At 59.5% G+C, this 24,178-nt stretch carries 21 protein-coding genes and 1 tRNA gene; 12 read left to right on the top strand and 10 right to left on the bottom strand.

Annotation, left to right across the window (positions count from 1 at the left end; genetic code table 11):
- Positions 1 to 34 precede the first annotated feature (34 nt).
- From EPK99_RS12610 to EPK99_RS12555, 12 genes are all read left to right on the top strand, one after another.
- A complete protein-coding gene (locus EPK99_RS12610; protein WP_128443443.1) occupies positions 35 to 1,858 on the top strand; it encodes a methyl-accepting chemotaxis protein in 1,824 nt (607 codons plus the stop codon).
- Positions 1,858 to 2,370: a chemotaxis protein CheW gene (locus tag EPK99_RS12605; protein WP_128443442.1), complete on the top strand. Its 513-nt coding sequence runs from the start codon at positions 1,858 to 1,860 to the stop codon at positions 2,368 to 2,370. The genes EPK99_RS12610 and EPK99_RS12605 overlap by 1 nt, the downstream gene beginning before the upstream one ends.
- Positions 2,371 to 2,420: 50 nt before the next feature.
- The gene (locus EPK99_RS12600; protein ID WP_128443441.1) at positions 2,421 to 3,278 is read left to right on the top strand and encodes a CheR family methyltransferase; all 858 of its coding nucleotides are present in this window, start codon (positions 2,421 to 2,423) and stop codon (positions 3,276 to 3,278) included.
- Positions 3,279 to 3,281: 3 nt separating this feature from the next.
- Positions 3,282 to 4,367 carry a protein-glutamate methylesterase/protein-glutamine glutaminase gene (locus EPK99_RS12595; RefSeq protein WP_128443440.1) on the top strand — a complete coding sequence of 362 codons (1,086 nt, stop codon included), beginning with the start codon at positions 3,282 to 3,284 and terminating at the stop codon, positions 4,365 to 4,367.
- Between the two features lie 111 nt (positions 4,368 to 4,478).
- Complete coding sequence (locus tag EPK99_RS12590) at positions 4,479 to 5,183, top strand: ParA family protein (RefSeq protein WP_128443439.1); 705 nt, start codon at positions 4,479 to 4,481, stop codon at positions 5,181 to 5,183.
- 186 nt (positions 5,184 to 5,369) lie between these two features.
- Positions 5,370 to 6,266, top strand: coding sequence for a glutathione-dependent disulfide-bond oxidoreductase (gene yghU, locus EPK99_RS12585; RefSeq protein WP_128443438.1), 897 nt, complete (start codon positions 5,370 to 5,372; stop codon positions 6,264 to 6,266).
- A 12-nt stretch (positions 6,267 to 6,278) separates the two neighbouring features.
- A complete protein-coding gene (locus EPK99_RS12580) occupies positions 6,279 to 6,656 on the top strand; it encodes a hypothetical protein (protein WP_128443437.1) in 378 nt (125 codons plus the stop codon).
- A 276-nt stretch (positions 6,657 to 6,932) separates the two neighbouring features.
- Entirely contained in the window at positions 6,933 to 8,288 is a 1,356-nt protein-coding gene (locus EPK99_RS12575; protein ID WP_128443436.1) for an extracellular solute-binding protein, read from the top strand.
- A 111-nt stretch (positions 8,289 to 8,399) separates the two neighbouring features.
- Positions 8,400 to 9,284 (top strand): carbohydrate ABC transporter permease, encoded by an 885-nt coding sequence (locus EPK99_RS12570; protein ID WP_128443435.1) that lies wholly within the window; start codon positions 8,400 to 8,402, stop codon positions 9,282 to 9,284.
- A gap of 10 nt (positions 9,285 to 9,294) precedes the next feature.
- Positions 9,295 to 10,209, top strand: a complete 915-nt coding sequence (locus tag EPK99_RS12565) for an ABC transporter permease subunit (protein ID WP_128443434.1) — start codon at positions 9,295 to 9,297, stop codon at positions 10,207 to 10,209.
- A gap of 13 nt (positions 10,210 to 10,222) precedes the next feature.
- A complete protein-coding gene (ugpC, locus tag EPK99_RS12560) occupies positions 10,223 to 11,332 on the top strand; it encodes a sn-glycerol-3-phosphate ABC transporter ATP-binding protein UgpC (RefSeq protein ID WP_128443433.1) in 1,110 nt (369 codons plus the stop codon).
- Between the two features lie 233 nt (positions 11,333 to 11,565).
- Positions 11,566 to 13,287, top strand: a complete 1,722-nt coding sequence (locus tag EPK99_RS12555; protein WP_128443432.1) for a right-handed parallel beta-helix repeat-containing protein — start codon at positions 11,566 to 11,568, stop codon at positions 13,285 to 13,287.
- A gap of 137 nt (positions 13,288 to 13,424) precedes the next feature.
- Here EPK99_RS12555 and EPK99_RS12550 read toward each other — a convergent pair whose 3' ends face one another.
- From EPK99_RS12550 to EPK99_RS12505, 10 genes are all read right to left on the bottom strand, one after another.
- On the bottom strand, positions 13,425 to 14,507 hold the full coding sequence (locus tag EPK99_RS12550; protein WP_128443431.1) for an ABC transporter ATP-binding protein: 1,083 nt from the start codon (positions 14,505 to 14,507) through the stop codon (positions 13,425 to 13,427).
- A 53-nt stretch (positions 14,508 to 14,560) separates the two neighbouring features.
- Positions 14,561 to 15,970: an NAD(P)/FAD-dependent oxidoreductase gene (locus EPK99_RS12545; protein WP_128443430.1), complete on the bottom strand. Its 1,410-nt coding sequence runs from the start codon at positions 15,968 to 15,970 to the stop codon at positions 14,561 to 14,563.
- Between the two features lies 1 nt (position 15,971).
- Positions 15,972 to 16,832, bottom strand: coding sequence for a PfkB family carbohydrate kinase (locus EPK99_RS12540; protein ID WP_128443429.1), 861 nt, complete (start codon positions 16,830 to 16,832; stop codon positions 15,972 to 15,974).
- Between the two features lie 94 nt (positions 16,833 to 16,926).
- Positions 16,927 to 17,790, bottom strand: a complete 864-nt coding sequence (locus EPK99_RS12535; RefSeq protein ID WP_128443428.1) for a carbohydrate ABC transporter permease — start codon at positions 17,788 to 17,790, stop codon at positions 16,927 to 16,929.
- Entirely contained in the window at positions 17,787 to 18,749 is a 963-nt protein-coding gene (locus tag EPK99_RS12530; RefSeq protein WP_128443427.1) for a carbohydrate ABC transporter permease, read from the bottom strand. The genes EPK99_RS12535 and EPK99_RS12530 overlap by 4 nt, the downstream gene beginning before the upstream one ends.
- Positions 18,750 to 18,754: 5 nt before the next feature.
- Positions 18,755 to 20,092 (bottom strand): ABC transporter substrate-binding protein, encoded by a 1,338-nt coding sequence (locus EPK99_RS12525; RefSeq protein ID WP_128443426.1) that lies wholly within the window; start codon positions 20,090 to 20,092, stop codon positions 18,755 to 18,757.
- Between the two features lie 122 nt (positions 20,093 to 20,214).
- Complete coding sequence (locus EPK99_RS12520) at positions 20,215 to 21,228, bottom strand: SIS domain-containing protein (protein WP_128443425.1); 1,014 nt, start codon at positions 21,226 to 21,228, stop codon at positions 20,215 to 20,217.
- A 239-nt stretch (positions 21,229 to 21,467) separates the two neighbouring features.
- On the bottom strand, positions 21,468 to 22,499 hold the full coding sequence (locus EPK99_RS12515) for a LacI family DNA-binding transcriptional regulator (RefSeq protein ID WP_128443424.1): 1,032 nt from the start codon (positions 22,497 to 22,499) through the stop codon (positions 21,468 to 21,470).
- Between the two features lie 279 nt (positions 22,500 to 22,778).
- Positions 22,779 to 23,234 carry a hypothetical protein gene (locus EPK99_RS12510; protein ID WP_128443423.1) on the bottom strand — a complete coding sequence of 152 codons (456 nt, stop codon included), beginning with the start codon at positions 23,232 to 23,234 and terminating at the stop codon, positions 22,779 to 22,781.
- 819 nt (positions 23,235 to 24,053) lie between these two features.
- Positions 24,054 to 24,130, bottom strand: a tRNA-Met gene (locus EPK99_RS12505).
- Positions 24,131 to 24,178 lie beyond the last annotated feature (48 nt).

Raw genomic sequence — 24,178 nt, 5'->3', positions numbered from 1 at the left:
TTGTTGTCACAATGCATATCGGGAGAATCGACCAATGCGCTTCACTATCAAGCTGAAATTGGCCTTGACCTTTGGCCTCATCATTCTCATGACCTGCGGCATGGCGTTGCTGGCCATATCGAACCTTTCCGGTTTGAACGAATCCATCACCGACATCGTCCAGGGGCCAGCCGCCAACCTGCGCAATTCCAGCGACCTTTCGGACTCGGTCTATCTTTCCGTCCGGGCGGAGAAGAATGCCATCCTGAATACCGATGCCGCAGAGATTTCGACCTATTTCAAAGAGGTCGAAAACTCCAGAGCAAGGATTACAGACCTTCTTGCCAATATCGACAAGGAGCAGGCGCCGGCGATCCGTGCGAAAGTAGCCGAGTTCAGGAAGGCTATGCCGCAATGGCTACAGCTTCAGGACCAGATCCTGGCCCTTGCGCGCGAAAACACACCAGAATCCAATACACGGGCCGGTGTCATTTCCATGGGAGAAGGCGCCAAGATCACCGGTGTGCTACTGACCGCGCTGGGGGCTCTCAACGAGGAGATCGGCAACGATCTGACAGCGACAGACAGCGCGACGAACGACCAGTACGAGACGTCGAAGACCCTCCTGATCAGCATCGTGATTGCCATTCTGTCACTCTCGGCAATCGCGGCTTTCTGGATTTCGCTCAACATCTCGCGTGGCCTTAAGCGCGCGGTCAATCTCGCCGACGCCGTCAGCATCGGCGACCTCAACCATGAGATCGCGCAAAAGGGCAATGACGAGATCAAGGATCTGGTCGATGCCATGCAAGTCATGACCGCGAACCTGCGCAACACGGCAACGATCGCCGGCCAAATCGCCAATGGCGATCTGACGGTCTCGCCGAAGCCGCTTTCGGAAAAAGATACGCTCGGCATGGCGCTTGAAAGCATGGTGGAACGCCTGCGCGGCGTGGTCGGCGATGCGCTTGCGGCAGCCAGCAATGTATCCTCGGGCAGTCAGCAGCTTTCAGCCGGTTCCGAAAGCCTGAGCCAGGGCGCGACCGAACAGGCATCATCCGCTGAAGAAGCCTCCGCCTCGATGGAGCAGATGGCCGCCAATATCAAGCAGAACGCCGATAACGCAGCCCAGACCGAGAAGATCGCGCGTCAGTCTTCCAAGGATGCCGAAGCAAGCGGGCAGGCCGTTGCCCGTGCGGTCAGCGCCATGCGCACGATCGCCGAAAAGATCTCCATCGTTCAGGAAATCGCCCGCCAGACCGACCTTCTCGCCCTGAACGCTGCCGTCGAAGCGGCGCGTGCCGGCGAACATGGCAAGGGCTTTGCCGTCGTCGCCTCGGAAGTTCGCAAGTTGGCGGAACGTTCGCAGGCTGCTGCCGCCGAAATCAGCTCACTGTCCGGCGAGACGGTTCAGGTGGCGACCGAAGCCGGCGAGATGCTCAACAAGCTCGTCCCCGACATCCACAAGACGGCCGAACTGGTGTCTGAAATCTCTGCCGCCTGCCGCGAGCAGGATATCGGCGCCAGCCAGATCAACGAAGCCATCCAGCAGCTCGACAAGGTGACGCAGCAGAACGCTGGCGCATCCGAGGAGATGTCTTCGACATCAGAAGAACTGGCCGCGCAGGCGGAAGAGCTGCAGGCATCCATCTCCTTCTTCCGGGTCGACAAGCCCGCTGCGAAAGCCCGTCCGCAGACACCGGTCCACGCTCAACCTTCACGCCCTGCCCAGCGTGCTTCCGCTCCGCAGCCATCCTGGAAGCCTTCCGCAGCAGACCGTACGGTCGCAAGCCAGCAGGCGCGCGCCAAGGGCTTCGCGCTCGACATGTCCATGGGCGGACCTGATCGGGACGACGACGAATTCAAGGAGAGCGCATAATGGCTGCCCCATCCTCCGAGTCACAATTCGTAACCTTCAGCCTCGGCGACGAGATCTTCGCAGTCCCGGTCGAGGTGGTGCGCGAGATCCTCGACCATGAAGACCCGTTCCGAATTCCGCATGGGCCGGACTATCTTCTCGGCCTGCGCGACGTTCGGGGCCAGGGTGTCCCCGTCATCGACCTTAGGCTAAGGCTCGGCATGGCGCGGACGGTGAAGACACCGCATACTCGCATTCTGGTGCTCGATGTGCCCGTGGCGGACCGCGTCCTGGCCCTTGGCCTGGTAGCGGACCGCGTGTTCGAGGTCGTGCCCTTCCGCAAGGAGCAGATCGAGAACGCGCCGGACATCGGCATCCGCTGGCGGTCGGACTACATTGCCGGCGTGGTGCGCCGGGATGTGGGCTTCGTGGTGATCATAGACCTCGCCCGGCTGTTTTCGGATTCCGGATCCGCGCTTGCCCATATGGGGGCGGGATCCATGGGCACGGGAATAACGGCAGCGGTCGCCTGATCCGCGACGTCTATTGTATCGAGTAGAGTGTAGAGCGTACGGAGTTAGGCATGGACATGGCAGCGAGAAGCCAGTCGTTGGACGACCGGCTGAGCAAGCGCAATTTCGAGCTGCTGTCGAAGTTCATCTATGACTACAGCGGGATCAAGATGCCGGCCAACAAGATGACCATGCTGGAGGGTAGGCTTCGCCGGCGGCTGCGGGCCACCGGAATGACCAGTTTCGACGGCTATTGCGACTATCTGTTCAAGCATAGCGGGCTTGAAAGCGAGACCGTCTACCTGATCGACGCCGTCACCACCAACAAGACGGATTTCTTCCGCGAGCCCAAGCATTTCGAATACATGGTCAAGACGGCGCTGCCCTCGATCATAAAGTCTTTCGGCGATCGGCGCATCCGCACCTGGAGTTCGGCCTGCTCCACGGGCGCCGAGCCTTACACGCTCGCCATGGTCCTCAACGACTTCATCACGACCTCAGCTCCTGAACGGGACTATTTCATCCTGGCAACCGATCTTTCGACGGACGTGCTGCAGAAGGCGCAGCGGGGCATTTATTCGGGGGAACTACTACAGCCCGTGCCTGCCGATCTGATGCGCAAATATGTGATGCGGTCGTCCGATGCGCGCCGGCAGGAGATGCGCATAAGCCCCCGGCTGCGCAGCAAGGTAGGCTTTGCCCGGCTCAACCTGATGGACGACACCTATCCCATTGGTGAGCAGATGCACATCATCTTCTGCCGCAACGTCCTGATCTACTTCGACAAGCCGACACAGAGCCATGTACTCACACGGCTGTGCAACTGCCTCCTGCCGGGCGGTTACCTATTTATCGGCCACTCCGAAACCGTCACCGGCTTCGATCTTCCGATCCGGCAGGTGGCCAATACCGTCTTTCAACGGATTTGACAGATGCCCGGCAAGATCCGCGTCCTCATCATCGACGACTCCGCCAGCGTCAGGCAGACACTGACGGCAGTTCTTTCCTCCGATCCCGAAATCGAAGTGATGGGGGTGGCGAACGACCCCTTCATGGCGGCCCGCAAGATCCGCGAGGAAATCCCCGACGTCATCACGCTCGACGTGGAGATGCCGCAGATGGACGGCATCACCTTCCTGCGCAAACTGATGGCGCAGCATCCTATCCCGGTGGTGATGTGCTCGTCCCTCACCGAAGCCGGGTCGGAGACCCTGATGCAGGCACTGGAGGCCGGCGCCGTCGATATCATCCTCAAGCCGAAGATCGCGGCTGCGGATCATCTGGCCGAGGCGGGAGACCGTATCCGCACCGTCGTCAAGGCCGCCGCTCGTGCCCGCGTCGGCCGGATGCGCCCGTCACGACTGGTTGAAGGAAGCACGACGGCAAAGCTGACCGCGGACGCCGTACTGCCGCCGCCGACGAAAACCGGAGCCATGGCGAAGACGACCGAGATGGTCGTCTGCATCGGAGCGTCGACGGGCGGCACCGAGGCCCTGCGGGAACTGCTGGAGGCGCTTCCGGCCAATACGCCCGGCATCGTCATCGTTCAGCACATGCCGGAAAAATTCACCGCCGCCTTCGCCAAGCGGCTGAACAGCCTCTGCGAAATGGAGGTGAAGGAAGCCGCTGATGGCGATCCGGTGCTGCGCGGCCATGTGCTGATTGCGCCAGGCGACAAGCACATGCTCCTCGAACGCAGGGGCGCCCGCTACGAAGTGTCGGTACGGGCAGGACCCCTCGTCAGCCGTCATCGTCCTTCCGTCGACGTGCTTTTCCGCTCCGCAGCGCGATGCGCCGGCGCCAATGCCATGGGGGTCATCATGACCGGCATGGGCGACGACGGCGCTCGCGGCATGAACGAGATGCACCAGGCCGGCGCTTATACGGTGGCGCAGGATGAGGCGACCTCCGTTGTGTTCGGCATGCCCAAGGAAGCGATCGCTCATGGCGGCGTCGATAAGATCGTGCCGCTGGAACAGATCGCTCGCGAAATCCTGGCTGCGGATCGTCGCCGGTAGATCTTCATAGTCCGGTCTTCGCGCTTTATTAACCATGTATAGCAAAGATGACGTCGAGCATCATGAGGGTGCGGTGCCAGAGCATGGGCTCGCAGCCGAAAAGAACAGAAGATGCCAGTCATTACTTTCGCCAATACCAAAGGCGGCGCCGGCAAGACCACGGCCGTGCTGCTGCTTGCCACGGAACTCGTCCAGCAGGGCTATCGCGTCACCATCCTCGATGCGGATCCGCAGCGCTGGATTTCCCGCTGGCACCAGCTTTCGCCGCCGGATGAAAAGCTACGGGTCATCTCCTATGTGACGCAGTCGTCGATCGACCGGCATATCTCGGAAAACCTCTATAAGACCGACTATTTCGTGGTGGACCTGCCCGGCGCCCAGACGCCTCTGCTCGCCAAGGCCATCGGCCTTTCCGACCATGTGCTGATCCCCATCCAGGGGTGTGCGATGGATGCCCAAGGCGGCGCCAATGTGCTGGAACTGCTGCGTTTCCTGGAAGACAAAGGCGGCATCAAGGTTCCGCATTCGGTGGTTCTCACCCGCGTCAATTCCATGGTGACGACGCGCGCCCTGCTTGCCGTGAAGATGCTGCTATCCGAACGCCGGGTCGAAGTGTTGGACACGCCGATCATCGAACGTGCCGCCTTCCGCGACATTTTTGACCTCGGCGGCACGCTCCACAGCATGGATGAAGGCCGCATCAGCAATCTCGACAAGGCCCGCCAGAACGCGCGCGCCTTTGCGCTCGAAATGATCCGCCGAGCGCCGCTGCGGGGCACCAAGCCTCTCTCCAGCCGCATCGTCCATGCGGCCTGACAACGGCCGATCCCGTAAGGAACGGCTTGCGGCAGCGGCCGTGGCCTTATCTCCTCGCGGTAGGACGCACTAAAAGAGAACCGAGAGTATCCCGCTTCAGCTTTGGATCTGGAGCTTGGGCCATCTCGCGCCTATATTGCGCCGGTCGAGCCAGAGCGCCCGTTTCCGACAGCAAGGACTTATTTCATGACGACTAAATCTCCCGCCGACAATTTCCCCGCCGGTTACGAACTGCCCAAGGTCTGGACATGGGAAAAGGGCAATGGCGGCCAGTTCGCCAATATCAACCGGCCGATCGCAGGTTCCACCCATGACAAGGAATTGCCGGTCGGCAAGCATCCGCTCCAGCTTTATTCGCTGGCGACGCCAAACGGCCAGAAAGTCGGCATCATGCTGGAGGAACTTCTGGCGGCAGGTCATGAAGGTGCGGAATACGACGCTTGGCTTATCAAGATCGGCGACGGCGACCAGTTCGGCTCGGGCTTCGTAGAGGTCAACCCCAATTCCAAGATCCCGGCGCTGATGGATCACTCCACGCCCGAACCCACGCGCGTGTTCGAGTCGGGCTCCATTCTGCTCTACCTCGCCAACAAGTTCGATGCCTTCCTGCCCAATGGGCATAAGGCGCGCACTGAAACCATGAACTGGCTGTTCTGGCAGATGGCGTCCGCGCCCTATCTCGGCGGCGGTTTTGGGCACTTCTATGCCTATGCGCCCATCCACATCAAATACGCTGTGGACCGTTTCTCCATGGAGGTGAAGCGCCAGCTCGACGTGCTCGACCGGCACCTCGCAAACCACGAATACATGGCCGGGCCAGAATACTCCATCGCCGACATTGCAATCTGGCCCTGGTACGGAAAACTCGCACTCGGTCAGGCCTATGGCGACGCCGGCGCCTTCCTTGACGTCGAAAGCTACAAGCACCTGCAGCGCTGGACTGCGCAGATTGCCGCTCGCCCTACCGTCAAGCGTGGCTGCATGGTCAACAAGGTTACCGGCGACGCGTCAGAACAATTGCATGAGCGCCACGAAGCCTCCGACTTCGAGACGAAGACGCAGGACAAGATCGGCAAGGCGTAAGGAGTATCCAGAATGGCCAACCTGCCCGAGATGACCAAGCACCGGGGTTTCCCATCCGGCATGCCGGGCACCGGCATCCAGTTCACCATTCGCAGGGCCAACCCCAAGGGCGTCACGCCGATCAAGGCCCTGCCCCGCCGCGGGCGCCCGGGCATGGCCGAACACCGGATCGACGCTGCCTTCGTACATGCGCTCTGGCACCATTTCGGGCCGGAGCCTTTCGAGCGGGGCAATCTCGACGCGGCACGGCTCAACCTGCTGTTCGGGCGCGAAGTGATGGCTGCTGACAAGGACTTCGATCCTCTCTCTTACGAGGCACGTCTGCAGATCAATGAAAAGGTTGCGCGGCAGAGCTTTCCGGAAGCCTTCGAGGATGTGTTTGAGGCGTAGTCGGAGAACATAGGGAAAGAGGCATCGGCATGGCAAATCTGCCTGACCCGGGGGCCGCCTGCGGAAGTATATTCAAGAGCAAGTGCCGCGCCGCAAACCTTCGTCTGGCACTCGTCAATATACGCGCCACAATCGCAAGATGATCTTCATGAAGATTTATGGCGTCGCTGAAGAGGCATTTACTGTCATAGAAACTTCATTGGTCACGACAAAGTCGCCTCGATAATAGGGCGTGCGCAGACGATCTGCGTACTCTATTCCTTGAGGGGGTTATCCATGCAAGCCAAGCTTCTCGGCGCCGTCGGCGCCCTTCTCGCGACAGCCTTCCTTGCTGGTCCTGCTGCCGCAGCCGACAAGACCAAGATCGACTTCTGGTTCGGCAATTCCGGTGACATCGCCAAGCGTGTCCAGGAACAGTGCGACCGCTTCAACCAGTCCCAGGCCGATTACGAAGTTGTCTGCACCAGCCAGGGCAGCTATGACGCCTCGCTGCAGAACACGATTGCCGCCTTCCGTGCCGGCAAGCAGCCGACCATTGCGCAGGTTTCCGACGCCGGAACATTGGACGTCATGCTGTCGGGCGCCTATTACCCGGCAAACAAGCTCATGAAGGACATGGGCTACGACATCAATTGGAACGACTACTTCTCGGGCATTTCCGGCTATTACGCCACGTCCAAGGGCGAGATGTACTCCTTCCCCTTCAACTCCTCGACGGCCCTGCTCTACTGGAACAAGGATTCGTTCGCCAAGATCGGCAAGGACCATGCTCCGGCCACCTGGCAGGAAGCGGCCGAGGACTTCAAGAAGCTCAAGGATGCCGGCTATGCCTGCCCGCTCGCTTTCGACATCTCCAACAACGAAGTCTGGCAGTATATCGAGCAGTTCGAAGCGGTGAACGGTGAGCCGATCGCCACCAAGAAGAACGGCTTCGAGGGCCTCGACGCCGAACTCATCTACAACAAGAACCCACTGCTGGTCAGCTTCGTCAAGGACCTCAAGTCCTGGTACGACAACAAGCTCGCCGTGATCAAGAACAAGGCCGTTGGCCAGACCTTCATCGAAGCCTTCGCCGCCGGCGATTGCCAGGTCATCCTCACCTCGGTCGGCGACCACGGCAATATCGGCCGCACCGCAAAGGAAGGCTTGAACTGGGCCGTTTCCATGCTGCCGACCTACGGCGATGCCAAGCGTCACAGCTCCTACGTGGGCGGTGCTTCGCTCTGGGTTCTGAAGGGTCATTCCGAAGCCGAATACAAAGCCGCAGCCTCCTTCTTCAACTTCATCGCCAAGCCTGAAGAAGCGCTGACCTGGTCCACGGTGACCGGCTATATCCCCGTCCGCAATTCGGGCTTCGAGTATCTGAAGAGCCAGGGCTTCTACGACAAGGCACCCTATGCCGGCCGTGAACTCGCCATTCAGAGCCTCACCGTCACGCCGCTCAGCGATCCAGGCCCGAAGGGTGTCCGCCTTGGTGGATTGCTGCAGATCCGCACGGAAATCGCCAATGGCCTCCAGGCGATCTTCATCAACAATGCAGACGTACAGGCCTCGCTTGATACGGCTGCCGAACGCGGCAACCAGATCCTGCGCCGTTTCCAGCAGACCTACAAGAACGTGCAGCTTCCCTGATCTCCAGGTCCTCACCTGCGGGTATGATCACCCGCAGGTGAAAGAATAGCATCGACCGATCCGGAGCGCCTGGCGTTTCGGACCGGCATCCTTCCAAACCGGACGGAGCCTATGGAAAAGCGCGTTACTTTCTCCTCCACAACAGTCGGTCTGCTCTTTGCCCTGCCGATGCTGTTGCTGATCTTTGTCTTCTTCTACTGGCCAAGCGCGCAGGCTGTTTATTGGGCCTTTACCCTTGAACAACCTTGGGGCGGCGGTAATGCCTGGGTCGGCTTTGACAATTTCCGGCAGCTTCTCAGCGACCCGGTCTACTGGGGCGCCATCTCCCGCAGCCTTGTTTTTGCGCTCTCTTCCACGGCAATCGCCATGGGCATGGCATTGATCCTCGCCCTCCTCACGGATCGCGAGATGCGCGGCCACAAGATCTACCGCTCGGTTTTCATCTGGCCCTATGCCATCGCGGCACCGGCGCTCGGTCTCGCCTTCCGCTTCATCCTGGCCCCCGAAGCCGGCCTGCTGTCGATCATCAACCAGGTTTGGCCCGGCCTGTGGAACCCGGCACTGGACGGCAAGGACGCGATGATTGCCGTGATCGTCGCGTTTTCGTGGAAATATATCGGCTATAATTTCATCTTCTTCCTGTCGGCGCTGCAGGGCATTCCGCGTTCGCTGACCGAGGCCGCCGCCATGGATGGCTCGGGGCCGCTGCGCCGCATCTTCGATATGCAGCTGCCGCTGCTCACGCCGACCCTGTTCTTCCTGCTGGTGATCAACATCACGGAGAGTTTTCAGGACTCGTTCGGCATCGTCGATGTGATGACTCAAGGGGGACCCGCCCGCGCAACCGAGCTGATGGTCTACAAGATCTATTTCGACGGCTTCAAAGGCCTCGATTATTCCGGTGCCGCCGCGCAGTCGATCATCCTGATGCTGCTCGTCATCCTGCTCACCATCTTCCAGTTCCGCTTCATCGAGCGGCGCGTGCATTACAAGTGAGGGCGCCCCGATGATCGAACGCACGCCGATATTCAACCTCGTCTGCTACACGATCCTGGCGCTCGGCCTGGTGATCGCGCTTCTGCCGTTCGCGATCGTGATCATCGCATCAACGCTTGATCTCCACGCCGTCAACACCGTACCCATGCCGCTCACGCCCAGCGTGCATTTTTGGGAAAATCTACAGGCAGCCTGGGTAAGAGCTGATCTTGGCAACAAGCTCGTGCACAGCATCATCTTCGCCGTTTCGGTCGCGGCAGGAAAGGTGATCCTATCGTCCATGGCCGCTTTCACCATTGTGTATTTCCGCTTTCCCGGTCGCTATGTAATCTTCTGGCTGATCTTCATCACCCTGATGCTGCCGCTCGAAGTGCGCATCGTGCCGACCTATTCGATTGCCGCCAACGCTCTGCAGCCCTTTCAGGCAATCCTTGACGTGACCGGCCTTACCTCGCTCATAGCATATCTGTTCGGGATCCAAGTGAAGCTCGAATGGGGCCTCCTCAACTCCTACCCCGGTCTTGTGCTTCCGCTTGTGGCAACCGCCACCGGCACCTTCCTCTACCGGCAGTTCTATCTGACGATTCCCGACGAGCTTGCCGAAGCCTCGAAGATGGACGGCTCCGGCCCCGTCCGCTTCTTCCTCGACATCCTGCTCCCCCTGTCGCGGGCCAACATGATCGCCCTCTTCACCATCATGTTCGTCTGGGCCTGGAACCAGTATCTCTGGCCGCTGCTGATCACCACGGACCCGAAATTCGGGATCGCCGTAACCGAGCTCAAGACGCTCATCCCCTCCGAGTTCGGCCTGCCTGACTGGAACGTCGCCATGGCGGGCACGCTTATCATCATGTCGCCGCCCCTCATCCTCGTCATCCTGATGCAGCGCTGGTTCGTGCGCGGCCTTATCTCCACCGAGAAGTGAAAGGATCATTGCCATGGCACCGATCTCCATCCGCAATGTGAAGAAGAGCTATGGAAAGACCCCGGTCGTCCATGGCGTCGATCTGGAAATTCGTTCCGGCGAGTTCATCGTCATTCTCGGTCCCTCCGGCTGCGGAAAGTCCACGCTTCTGCGCATGGTCGCAGGACTGGAAGAAATCAGCGACGGCGAGATCGCCATCGACGGAACTGTGGTCAACCGCCTCGAACCGCGCCAGCGCGGCTGTGCTATGGTGTTCCAGAACTACGCGCTCTATCCCCACATGACGGTTGCCGAAAACATCGGCTATGCACTCAAGGTGAGCGGCGTGCCGAAAGCCGAACGCAGGCAGCGGGTGGAGAGTGTTGCCAAGGCGCTCAGCCTCGAGCCCTTCCTCGACCGTCGCCCGATGGCGCTGTCGGGCGGGCAGCGTCAGCGCGTGGCCATGGGCCGCGCCATGATCCGCGAGCCGAAGGTCTTCCTGTTCGACGAGCCGCTCTCGAACCTCGACGCCAAGCTTCGCATCGCCATGCGCGCGGAAATCCGCCGTCTGCATCGCCGCCTCGGCGCCACCTCCATCTTCGTCACCCACGACCAGAACGAAGCAATGACGCTAGCCGACCGGATCATCGTCATGAACGCGGGCAAGGTGGAGCAGGTGGGTACGCCGGAGGAGGTGTATCACTTCCCAAGCAGCCGTTTTGTTGCCGGTTTCGTCGGATCACCGGCGATGAACCTGCTGGAAGGACGCGTCAATGAAGAGGGCGCCTTCGTCTATGACCAGGGTCGCAACATTGCTCTATCTCCTGAAAGGGGCCGGGCCTTTGCCGGCCATCGGGTGGTGCTGGGCGTGCGAGCCGAGGCAGCACGTCTCGTTTCGCCCGAAACACCCGGCGCGCTTCCCGCGACGGCCGATTTCATCGAGGAGCTAGGCGCCAGCCGCGTCGTTCACGCCGATTTCGACGGCCTCCCGTTCGCCGTCGCCTTGACCGGAAACGTGCGGCTGAAGCCGGGCGACCGGATCGGCATCATGATCGACCCCGATGCCATCCACCTTTATTCGGCCGATACGGGAGCCGGTCTTGCAGCACCCGCCCGTATGCCGTCTAAATCCGTGGATGCCTGAGGATCAGCTATGCCTTTTACCGAATTTTAGGAAGGGCTGCAGGCGAAACTCATATCGTAATGACAGAGGTGACATATCGATCCCCATCGCTATTGCCAGCATAGCGTTGAAGTAAACTTCTCTAAATATCGGACTCCCAAAGACCTTGAGTATCAATTAGCATAGCGTTGAGCCGGGGTGCATTATTCGCTTCAAACATCGGCTTTGGTTGAGCAATAGATATTGGATTTTAGATGCTGTTAGTCTTGGTATTTGTTGAGCTTGTTTTTGCAATCCTCACTGCGACGCATGCGACGGCAGAGACGCGATCGGGTGCGATTGAGGTCTCTGCCCGTCCAGTATCGGCGGCCGATCCGTTTTCTAAGTTCATCAAAGATCCTCGGGTAGTCGTCATCGATCTGAGCAACATCCCAGGCCTCGAAAACCCGGACATAACACCAAGAAGCCTTCATGTGCGCGTGGAGGCCTCTTCTTTCGAACTGTTTCAAGGAGATACACGATTTCATCCTGCCAGATGGCCAAAAGCCAAGTTTAGCCGGATGGTCGAGCCAGCTCTTGGAGAGAACCGGATTGCTCTTCCTGCCGAAATTTCAGCACAATGGAAGGAAGAGCCTTTTCTTTGGGTTGGAGGCTATCTCAAGAATATATGGGCCTTTGAAACCGCGCGCCTGATGCCTGTTCCGGAGAGCCAAAACACGTTTTCCGTTCAGGGATTAGGAGAAGATGGTCCGATCGTGCGCAATGCGCCGTTTTACCTTTTCAATGTCTTTGGAGCGCTCTCGTCGCCGGGGGATTATGTTATCGATCCGAAGAACAAGAGGGTTTACGCCATAGGCGTGGACGACACGGGCAAGTTTCAGGTCGCGACCCGTCAGACGCTTTACGACATAAGCAACGCTCAAGATCTGGAAATAAAAGACCTCTCTTTAGAAAAGACGCTTGGCACGGCTCTGCGCATTCGCGACAGCCGAAATGTGACCATAGATGGTTGCTCGATTCGTCATTCCGGCGCCGGTGCAATTTCAATAGAACGTAGCGTTAACGTAAAAATTCTGAACTGCGTAATCGACGATACGGCCGAAACGGCCGTTTCGATCGACGGCGGAGATCGGATCTCTCTGACCCCAGGCAATATCGTCATCGCGAATTCCAAGATCAGCCGTTATGGCCAGGACAGCCGGACATACCGACCCGCAGTTTTAATTAGAGGTGTCGGCAATCGAATCGAGAACAACGAGATCAGCAATGGCCCACATTCGGCAATAATCTTGAACGGCAATGACCACGTGATAAGCGGAAATCACATCAGCGACGTGGTCAAGGAAGCCGATGATGCCGGAGCAATTTATGTTGGGCGCGACTGGACCGAGCGCGGCAACATCATCGAAAGCAACCTTTTCTCCAACATCGGCATGCCAGACGCTGCGGACAAAACGGCTGTCGTCGGACGGCGATATATTTCGGGTATCTATCTGGACGACCAGGAAAGCGGCTACGTTATCAAAAGAAACGTCTTCGATCACGTCGCCTTGCCGATCGTCGTGCATGGAGGAAGAGATAACGCCCTGATTGAAAACATCTTCTCGCAATGCTTTTCGAGCGGAATCGTGCTCGAGCGCCGGGGTGAGGGCCTCAACGGCGGGACCTTGGAAAGCCGTTTGAACGCCGTTCCATATACGTCTCCATTATGGGCGAGCAGATATCCATTGCTCGCCGAAATCAAAAGCAAAGCGCCCGAAGATCCGGTGAATAATAAAGAATACGGGAATGTCGGCGTAAATTGCCCTGTTTCGCGTTTCGCCTCCAACACAAGTCCAGCCTACTGGCCTGACCTGGGTCACCGCAGCCGGGAAATCAAAACAGCTTCGCGCCCGAGCGTCACAGATATCCGCCATATTCTTCAAGTGACTTGCGGCGAATACCCGGCCCTTTGCATTGGCTCCCAGGGACGCTGAGATGAGACGCTGGCGGGCGGTTTCGCACTGCCACGATCAATAGACGTATGGAATCGAGCCCGCCGACGGCGAGGTGGCTGAAGCGCAGAGGATTTCCGCGGAGCGCCTAGGCTGCCACTCCTCTTGAACACGAATAGCTACGCCACGGACATCCCGCCGCTGTCGAACAGGCGGATGCGCTGTGGATCGACATCCAGCCGGATGACATCGCCCACATGTATCACTTCCGTTCCCGGCAGCTTGACGATGATGGGGCCATCGACCTTCTCTACGTCGAGATAGACCAGCTGCACTTCGCCGAGCTGCTCGATGAGGGAGATCCTGCCACCGAAAATGCCGCTGCCTTCGGCAAGCCGCAAATCCTCAGGGCGAACGCCGAAATGCACGGGAGCACTTTTGAGGCCCGACGGCGTGGAAACGGGCACCGCGACCCGCTCTCCGCTTGCAAGCAATACCAGGGTCTGCTCGCCGGTCGCTTCGATTACGGCGGGCACGATGTTCATAGCGGGCGAACCGATAAAGCGGGCAACGAAGAGATTGGCGGGGTGTCGGTAAAGATCGAGCGGCGAGCCGATCTGCTCGATATCGCCGCCGCGCAGCACAACGATCCGGTCCGCAAGCGTCATCGCCTCCACCTGATCATGGGTTACGTAGATCATGGTTGTGCCTGGCATGGACTGCTTCAGCTTGGCGATTTCGATGCGGGTTGCCACGCGAAGCGCTGCATCGAGGTTGGAAAGCGGCTCGTCGAACAGGAACACCTTCGGATCGCGCACGATGGCGCGGCCGATGGCGACACGCTGTCTCTGGCCACCCGAGAGCGCCTTCGGATAGCGGTCGAGATAATCGGTCAGCTGCAGGATGTCTGCCGCCTGCCGCACCCGCCGATTGATCTCCGCCTTGTTCACTCGTGCGATCCGCATCCCGAAAGCCATGTTCTCGAACACGGTCATGTGCGGATAAAGCGCGTAGGACTGGAAAACCATGGCAATGCCGCGCTTTGACGGCGGCACATAGTTCATCAGCGCCCCATCGATGTAGAGTTCGCCGGAGCTGATATCCTCCAACCCCGCGATCGAGCGCAGAAGAGTCGACTTCCCACAGCCGGAAGGCCCCACAAAGGCGATGAACTCGCCCGATTTGATGTCGAGGTCGATGCCGTGCAGCACCTCCATATTGCCGTAGTTTTTCCGGACCTGCTTCAGGGTGAGACCGACCATTTCATGTTCCCTTGTTCGATGCGGCCTTGTGCCGGCCGTTTTGGCGCGCCGGCTCAGCGGCCAGGCTTCAGTTCGGAGATGTAGCGGACGACGGGATTGACCGAACGGTTCTCGATCTCCGCGTCGTTGCGCAGACGGATCGCCTTGCGCACAAGCTTTGCGCCGAAGTATCGCACCGGTTCGGGCGGAAGCGGGGTGCGCTTGGAAAGCCCCACCAGCCCGCTCTGGCTCCAGCGGTCGTTCTTGCCGAGGACCAGGCTTGCGAGGATGCGGCCGGCCACCGGCGTCTGGGCGATGCCTGTTCCGTTGAAGCCTATCCCGAAGAAAATATTGGGCTGCCCTGCAAGGTGATCGAAGACCGGCAGGTGTTCCGCCGTGCAGTCGATCGGGCCGGACCAGTCATGCTCGATCTTGGCCGCACGGAGTTCGGGGTAGACGCGGGCGAGCTCGCGCCGGTTGTTGGCGCCCTGTTCGGTGCTTCGGTTGAAGGACGGACCGATCCGGTCGCCATAGGCGATCTTGCCGCTGCCGCGACCGAAGATCACCCGCCCCTTCGGCGTACGCTGATAGTAGAGCACATGCGCCTGAGCGTCGCAGATGGATTCCCCGCCCGTCCATCCGATGCGCTGCAGGATTTCGGGCACCGGCTCAGTGGCGACGATCTCGCTTTCGACCACATACATGTAGCGCAGCAGTTCCGGGACCGAGGCCAGCCAGGCATTGGCGGCCAGAACGACGCGGCCGGCGCGCAAGCTGCCTTGTGGGGTGCGCAGAATACAGGTCGGGCCGGGTTCGATTGCCGTCACGGGCGTCTTTTCATGAATGATGACGCCGCGCGACAAGGCAAGCTGGCGCAGACCGACTGCCAGCTTGGCCGGCTGCACCGTGCCCGCCTTGGTTTCGGCAATGCCCATATAGGAGGCGCGCGATCCTGTGCGGCGGGCGATCTCGTCTGCGCCGAGCAGTGTAAAGCGGTTCTCGCCCAGCGCCTGCGTCATCGTCAGCGCCTTCTGCCAAGCGCCTTCCTGCGCCCGCGAACTTGCTGTCCAGAGCCAGCCGTCCAGCCGAAGATCCATGTCGATTGTGCGGCTGTTTTGCAGTTCCTCCAGCTCATCGATCGCGTCTGCCGTCGCGCGGCATAGCTGCAGGGCTTCCGCTTGTCCGACCACGGCCGTCAGAAGATCGATCTCCGCGAACCAGGAATGGACCTGGCCGCCGTTGCGCCCGGATGCACCCGAACCACAAAAGTCTGCCTCAAGGATCGTCACGCGGAGTTCCGGCTCCTGCTCCTTAAGGCGCAACGCCGTCCACAGGCCGGTATAGCCGCCGCCGATAATGGCGACATCGGCCGTCGCGTCGCCGGCAAGCGGCTGAGTAACGGGTGCCGCACCCGCATCCTGGAGCCAGAAGGAGCGTTCGGATGGGCTCGCGACCACGGGCGGCCTCAACGTGTAATGCGTCATGTCAGCTCTCCGCTGAAGAGATTACGTCTGCGTATTTCTGCAGGAGCCAGGAGGGAACGGCGTTCAGCACCTGCGGGAAACCACCTTCGTGCAGGCAAGTCTTCGCCGCGGCCTCCGTTGCAAGGCCCATGGCCGCCTTCGCTTCCATTCCGCGCGAGACATAGGCAACAAGGAAAGTGGCGATGAAGCTGTCGCCCGCCCCACAGGTATCGACAACCTCGATGGACTGGGCCGGCACATGAGAAAGGCTTGGTCCATCAAGAAAAAATGCGCCGCGAGGCCCACAAGTGAGCACGATCTTCGACGCGCCACGGTCCGCCAAAGCTTTAAGAACCGGCTCCACCGGCACATCCTCGTCGTCGGGTCCCGCAGCAAAGACCAGCGGAACGCCTTTCAGACCGAGCGACTGATGCGCGGTCGAAACGTCGACGCTGAAGCGGATCCGGTCCTCGATCAGCCGCTCGATCAGCTCGGGGCTGGAATTGGTGCCGAGGTGGACCCAGTTGGCAGTTTCCAGCGCGGCGTAGCGATCCGGAGACGGGACATAGTTCCGGCCGACACCAAGGTCTTCCAACAGGAAACGGCGGTCGCCGTTTCGCTCGAGAAGCAGGGTCACCGCAGTCGAGCCATCTCGGCGCTCCAGATCTGCCACCGGCAGGCCGACAAGCCTGATGGCGTCGGCGATGACATCGCCTTCGGCATCATGACCAACCACGCCGAAATAATGCGCGTCATGGCCCTGAGCCTGCCACTGCACCGCCACGTTCAGCGCATTGCCACCAACCGCCATCGTGTTCTTGCTGAGGTAAACATCAAGGCAGTTGTCGCCGACCGCGATCAGCTTGAAACGGGCTTCCGTCATCATGCGTCTCCTGTCTGGCGGGGCAGGCAGCGAGAGATACGGTCTGAGATTTGCATAGCCGAGAGTTTGCGCACTCCTGGGCTCCTCATGAATGTCATTTGCCGATGCCTTCGGTAAGGCCGCGGATGAAGTAACGCTGGGTGAAGAAGAAGATGAGGACAATAGGCAATGCCGAAATCGTCATGGCGGCAAAGACTTCCGCGTAGTTCGTGCCATGCTTGGCCATCAGCGAGGTGAGGCCCACCGGCAGTGTCTGCACATCAATCTGGTTGGTGAAGATCATCGCGAAGAGATATTCGTTCCAGGCGAAGAGGATATGCAGGATGATGCAGGAGACGATGATCGAACGGCAGAGCGGTAGCATGACCTTGCGGAAGATCTGGCCCTCGCTCGCTCCGTCGATCATCGCGGCTTCGTCCAGATCGCGCGGCAGGTCGAGCATATAGGCGCGGATCAGGAAGGTCGTGAACGGCACCCGGAATGCGGTATAGAGAATGATCAGCGCCCAATGGGTGTTATAGAGACCGAGGCTCTGCATCATCTGAACGAGCGGCACCAGGGCGACAGTCGGGCTCAGCATCATTCCGCCCAGCACGAAACCGACGATCACCGGCTTGCCGAACATCTTCGTGCGGGTCAGGCCATAGGCCGTCCAGGCGCTGATGAAGACCGTCGTGATGGTGGAGACGATCGTCACCAGGAGGCTGGAGAACAGAAAGTTGCGCACGCCCAGGTTCCAGGCCGCGACGTAATTGTCGAAGGACCAGCGGTTCGGCAATGCAAAGGGATCGCTGAAGATCTGGCTGTTCGACTTGAAGCCGCCGAGCGCCATCCAGATCAGCGGGTAGAGAACCAGCACGCCGGCGGAAACCAGCAGCGCCATGAGAAAGCCCTTGCCGAGCATGACCCAGGGATTGCGGGCAGGCCTAGCGCCGACGGGAATGGCGACCGTGCTCATACCTCAACCCTCCGCCGTTTGGTGTACCAAAGCTGCAGCAGGCCGGTGATCAGGGTGGCGACAAAGATGACGACGCCGATGGCGGCCGCATAGCCCATGTCGTTCTGGTTGAAGCCCTGCTCGTAGAGCCACGTGCCTAGAACCTGGCTCGAATTGTTGGGGCCGCCGCCCGTCATGACCATGACCTCGTTGAAGACCTGAAAGGCGCCGGCAATGGTGACGATGATCATCATGCCGGTCATTTCCCGCGTCAACGGGAAGGTGATGGAGAAGAGCTGCCGGATCGCTCCTGCTCCGTCGATGGTCGCCGCGTCATAAAGCTCGCGCGGGATTTTCTGGATGGCGATTGTGAACAGAAGCGTCGAATAGCCGAAGCCCTGCCATTGGCTCATGGCGATGATCGCATAGATCGCCGTCCGCTCGTCCCCGAGCCAGGTGTAGGACAGGTTCTGCAATCCGACGAGATGCAGGAAAGCGTCTAGCAAGCCGATGTCCGGCTGGTAGATGAAGTAGAAGAGAAGACCCGTGACCGTGGTCGAGATAGCCGATGGGATGAAATAGACGGCGCGCCAGAAATTGCGCCAGGTGCGGTTCCTCAGCCCTTCGATGATCGCCGCCAGGACGAAGGCAGCAAACACTTGAAAGATCACCGAAAAGACGGCGTAGAGGCCATTGTTGCGCAGGGCAAGCCAGACGACCTGATCGTCCAGCAGCCGGCGGTAATTGTCGAGGCCGACGGCGTTGACCTCGCCGGTGAAGATGTCTTGGTTGGTCGTGCTGACGAAAAAATTGTCGATGATCGGGTAGTAGACGAACCAGCCGACGATGATCAGAGCGGCGATGCCCCAACGCAACGCAGCCAGTTGCTGCAGCAGGCTGTGCCGCGCCCATGCCCTTCGGTCGAAGGCAGCGCCGCCCTTGACGGCGCTGTTGTGAGAGGTTGCGGTTGCACTTCCCATCTTCATTACTTGGCGGCAGCCGTTGCCGCTTTGCGGACAGAAGCCACAAGGTCTTCTGCAGACATCGAACCACCTGCGAAAGCCTGCAGGCCGGAGAGCCAGGCGGCTGCGACGCGCGGGTGGTTGACAGTGTCGAGCCACGGCATGAGGTAGGTCGCCCTGGCGATCTCATCCATGCCATCGGCAACATTGGGATTGATCTTCGTCTTGTCGGCGCCGCCGATCACGGCGCTCGGCTGGCCGTAAGGTGGCGTCGAAAGCGCCTTGCCGTTCTCCTGGCTGGTCAGGAACTTCAGGAAGTCGACGGCAAGCGGAATATTCTTGGACTTTGCGTTGACCATGTAGCCTTCCGGAGCACCTTCGAGCGCGGTTACGGAGCCCTTGGCATCCTTGGGTGCCGGTAACTTGAAGAAGCCGAATTCCTCAGGCTTGAGCATGGTCTCCTTGGTGGCGGACTGATCGAACTCGATGATTTCCTGGTAGTACATGGCCGCCTTCTTATCGCTCAGCGACTGCATGGCGGTCTGGTAAGACAGGCCGTTGACCTGGGCTCCGCCGGCGCAACGATCCTGCAGCGCACGGTATTGGTCGAGTGCTGCGACATAGCCCGGATCATCGAACTTGGCCGTCTTCGGGTCGAAGTCGCGCTCCAGCGTTTCGACCGGCACGTTGTAGACCAGCATCTGCCCGAGATAGTGGACGAGCGGCCAGGACTCCTTGTTACCGATCGCAATCGGGATCACTCCGGAACCCTTCAGCGCGTCGCAGGCCTTCAACAGAGCGTCGAAGTCCTTGGGCACATCAAGCCCCAGATCCGCGAACATCTTCTTGTTGTAGCCCATGAATTTGGCGTCGAGATAAAGCGGCACGCCGAAATATTTGCCATTATAGGCGAAGGCCTTCACGGCTGCCGGGCTCAGCGTCTTGCCCCATTCCGTGTCCGGCCCGATGACCTTGGAGAGATCGACGGCGCGGTTGCCGCGAATGAAGTTCTCGCCCCAGGTCCCGGTCCAGGAGAAATAGATGTCCGGCAGCGAGTTGGACGCGACGAGGGTCTTGGTCTTGCCCTTGATGCTGTCGTCGTTCTCCTGGATGAGCTCTATCTTGACGCCCGGATGCTGGGCTTCATAGGCCTTGGCGATGGTGACGAAATAAGGGGAAAGCTGCTGCAGCCCGAACTTCGTCAAGATCGACAGCTTGCCGCTGTAATCGACCTTGGCGCCCGGATCGGCGGCTGGCGCATCGCCGGCCGCAAAGGCCGGTGTGGATGAGATTCCCCAGGATATTCCGATGACGGATGCGGCGGCGATCATCGCTGCGGATGTGTGGATTGACCGTTGCATGCTTCATTCCCCTTTTTGCTTGTTGAACGATCGGCAGATCGCGGCTTCCTCCGTCCTCGATCTGCCAGTGCGAAAGGTGAGCATCCTTGATGCCTTAGACGGCGAATGCTCACCTGATCGCATCAGTATTCGACGCGCTTGTAATAACGGCGAGTCGTCAACGGATGCTGGCGCAGCACTTCCAGATGAGCGCTCAGCCGTTCCAGCAGGGTGGCGAGCACCACCGGCGAGATCAGGCTGCGCACGCGCGGCGAAATGCCGGGAAGTGCGGCCGATGCGGAATCGAGGATCCAGACCTTGTCCGTGTAGCGGTGGACGAAACGCTCGACGCGTTCGCCCAGCGGACGCAGCGCGTCCTCACCCTTGAACAGGAAGACGCTGACGCCCGGTTCGACCAGTTCCAGAGTTCCATGGAAGAAGTCGGCCGCATGGACCGGACGGGTGCGGATCCACTGCATTTCTTCCAGAATGCACATGCCGTAGTAATGAGCTTCAGGCCAGACGGCGCCGGCGCCGGTGAAGATGTGGTAGGGTTCGTCCTTGATGGACTGGGCAAGCTTGGCCGCATCGTCTTCATAGGCGGCCTTGGCATCGGCCAGCAGCCCCGGAAGCGTCTTGAGCTCGGAGACAACGGCATCGAAATCATCGATCTTGCCGGTTTCCGCAAGTAGCGCCAGAACGATGATCATCGTCTGAAGATAGAAGGATTCCGACGACGTGTCGTCTTCTGCAAAATTGGTATAGGTGAAGTCGGCCTGCTGCGCGAGCGGCGTATCCGCATGACCGGTCAGCGTCATCAGGCGCACGCCCCGCTCCTTCAGGAAGGGCAGAAGTGCCACGCTTTCCTTGGTCGTTCCCGAGAGCGACGGCATGACCACCAAGGCCTTCTCATTGAGGCCGGCCGGAGGATCCAGGATGACCTGGGCGGGGAAGCAGGCAGACACGGGGAAGGTCGTGTAGCGGGCAGCAAGCTCAATCGCCGGGAAGGTTAGAAGCTGTACGCCGCCTGTTCCCATGAAGTAGATGCGTTCGATCCCTGCACCCAGAACCTCGCGCATCAGCGGGCGGATCTTGTCGGCAATCGCAACGGCACCGCTCTGGATCTTGATGAAGCGGGCTTTGTCAAAGTTCAACATTCGGGTCCCTTGTCTCGGTAAACGGCACGCAAACGTCCGCCACGGCCAACAGCAAGCTGTCGGCGCGCTAACATCCTGCCCGCCAGTCCAAATATGATATCGATCTCACACAACGGTGAAAATAAAGACCGGAACCGCTCGTAGAACGAAAGAGACCGATCTCACATTTCAATTTATGCACGCCTTTATAAGCATGGCAAGAGACTATTTGAGATTTTTTGCCGAACGGGAGGCAGCGTTTAACGCAGAGGGGCGCCAGCCGGACGAGATACCGAACCGCGCACGATCAGTCGCGTAGGGAACTGCGCATTGTGCTGCGGCTCGCTGCTGCCGTTGATCCGCTGCAGCAGCAGCTTTACGGCAAGGGGCCCGATCTGCGCGATCGGCTGGGCCACGACCGTAATCTGCGGGTCGGTGAATGTCGCCAGGTTGAAGTCGTCGAACCCGACAAGGGAAACGTCATGCGGAACAGCAAGGCCCATGGACCGCAGCCCAAGTAGGGCACCTTGCGTCATCAGGCTGTCTACCGTGAACAGCGCTGTCGGCCGCGAAGGCCGGCTGAACAGGCGAATGGTCGCGTCGATTGCATATTCGACGGTGGAGCGGGAGACGATGATGAGCGACTCGTCGACTTCAAGCCCATGGCTTTTAAGTGCCTGGATATAGCCGGCAAGACGCCCTCGTGCCGTGGTTATACGGGAATCGTCCTGGACAAGACCGATGCGGCGATGGCCGTTGGCGATGAGGTAGTTCACTGCCTCCCTGGCGCCGCCCTCGTTATCGACCGTGACGCTGTCGCAGGCCACATCCGGCAGAGCACGGTCGATGAGCACGATCGGGACGCCCTCGTTCACGAGCCGGATGAGATGCGCGTTGTCGTCGGCCGAAGTCGGCGCGACGATGAAGCCGCGCACGTTCAGCGACTGGAGGCTGTCGAGCAGCTCCATTTCCTGCTCGGGATCTTCTTCGCTGCTGGCGATCAGAAGATTATGGTTAGAGGCGCGCAGTTCCACATCCACATCATGGGCAATTCGCGCAAAGAAAGGGTTCTGGATGTCGCCAGGCATGAAGCCAATCAGCGGAAGCTGACCGCGGCGCAGAGCCTGGGCCACGCGGTTGCCGCGATAGCCGAGCCGATCAGCCGCCTGCAACACACGCGCGGAAGCCTCGCCACCGACATAACCATAGCCGTTGAGCGCCCGTGCTGCGGTTGCACGCGACACATTTGCTGCGAGCGCAACGTCTTTCAGCGTCACAGCCTTTTGCGCCACGTTTTCTCCGGCATCTGTAAATAACGGCCGGCCTCAGGGAGGTCCCGTACCGCACGAGTGACTAGCAGAAAGTCGCGAAAGATATCAAGAGGCCATTGAGTTCCCTTATCTTGGAGGGACGCCAACCACCGTCTTCGGATATTCAGGCGACCTCAAGGCGTGGTTGTTCCGGCCTATCGACAGGTGACGCTTGGGACATGGAGCGAGCTGGAACGGCCATCCTGAACCATCGCTGAAGGACCCGGCCCTTGCCGAGTCCCAATGATCAGACGCAAAGACTTAGCCAGCGGTTTTGATCGCAGTGTTGCAGAGGCTCCAGTAGCCGCCGCCCTTCTGTATCCACTTCAGACCGCCAAGCGTGCCATCCTCCTTGTTCTTGTGGTAGGTATCGGCGCATGTCTTCAGGCGACCTTTGGAAGGCGTCTCGCTCGCGTATTTCTTATCGATCGCCTTGGGGAAACTGACGCCATTTGGAGCCTTAACCGTCGGCTTTTCAGGCTCCTTTTCAGTGGTCGCAGCAACCGCCTTGTCCTCCGCAGCGTCTTCCGCCGCTGCATCCGCGCCGCAGAACTTGGCACGGTAATCGTTCCATTTCGTATCTTTGGCGGATCCGTCAGCCTTTGCCGCCTGGTACTTGGCGCTGCACTCCTTCATGGTGAGAGCCGACGCGGTTGAACTAAAGGAGGCCGCTGCAAAAAGGGCGCCAGCCGCCATCAGAATGAGTTTCGTAGACATAACACTCCCTCAATCTCGTTATATGTTTGCGTATCTCCCGGCCCTACTGCAGGAATACTTTCCGCATGCGTTCTTATCAACCGCATGCGACAGGTGGTTGCCAGTAGCGCAGGCAATTAATCTAAGTCCACTCGGAAGCTCTTAGCAAGCTCTGTCGTGTTCCGGCAAGGTGAGCAATTGGCCCATTCGTGCAGTGACGCCGTTCGGGCACGCCCATAATGGGATCGCAACAAGCGATTGAGCCTGATCCTCCGTAAGCTCAAAAGGATGACCTCGACCTGCCAATTCTGGGCTATTAGCCGGTCGGAACAACACCGTGCAACATTGTTCGAACGATTGTCTCCTGCAGCCGCGTCGGAATCGTGCTAGTGATCATTGCCCGGGATTGATTGTGGCCATGCGACCTTCCTTCATCCATTGTTCCGGAACCGCGACATGCCGGTCGGCCGCAATGCACATATGAATGCGATCATTCCCTGGAACGCGGCCCAAATCGCGTTCTGCTTATTGGCTAAGGAGACGCTTGGGATTTGGTACGCTCGCGTGAGCGGTCCGGTTCTATCGGAGCAGTGCTTCGCCAGTCGATCGGTCTTTTTACTAAAGCCGGACTCGGCTTACTATTTTTCTGAGATTTGCTTTGGACCGGATGCGACGTACCTTCGGTTCATGCCGCGATCCTGACGTTTGCATCTGGCAAGAGGAAACCAGAGTTCCTCAACGAGAGGGCAATACTCGAAGAACTGGCGGGCCGCGCTGATCAATCCGGTGCTCAGAAACGCCAAAAGCCCCACGATGGGGCTTTGATAATCTTGTAAGATTTGGTTGCGGGGGCAGGATTTGAACCTGCGGCCTTCAGGTTATGAGCCTGACGAGCTACCGGGCTGCTCCACCCCGCGTTATAGTTTTCGGGCTTTTATGTGCCCGGAAGCGAAGTCAGGCGTAGC

The organism is Neorhizobium lilium (assembly GCF_004053875.1).
In the GTDB taxonomy this organism is placed as follows: domain Bacteria; phylum Pseudomonadota; class Alphaproteobacteria; order Rhizobiales; family Rhizobiaceae; genus Neorhizobium; species Neorhizobium lilii.
This window is presented reverse-complemented; position numbering and strand designations above follow the sequence as displayed.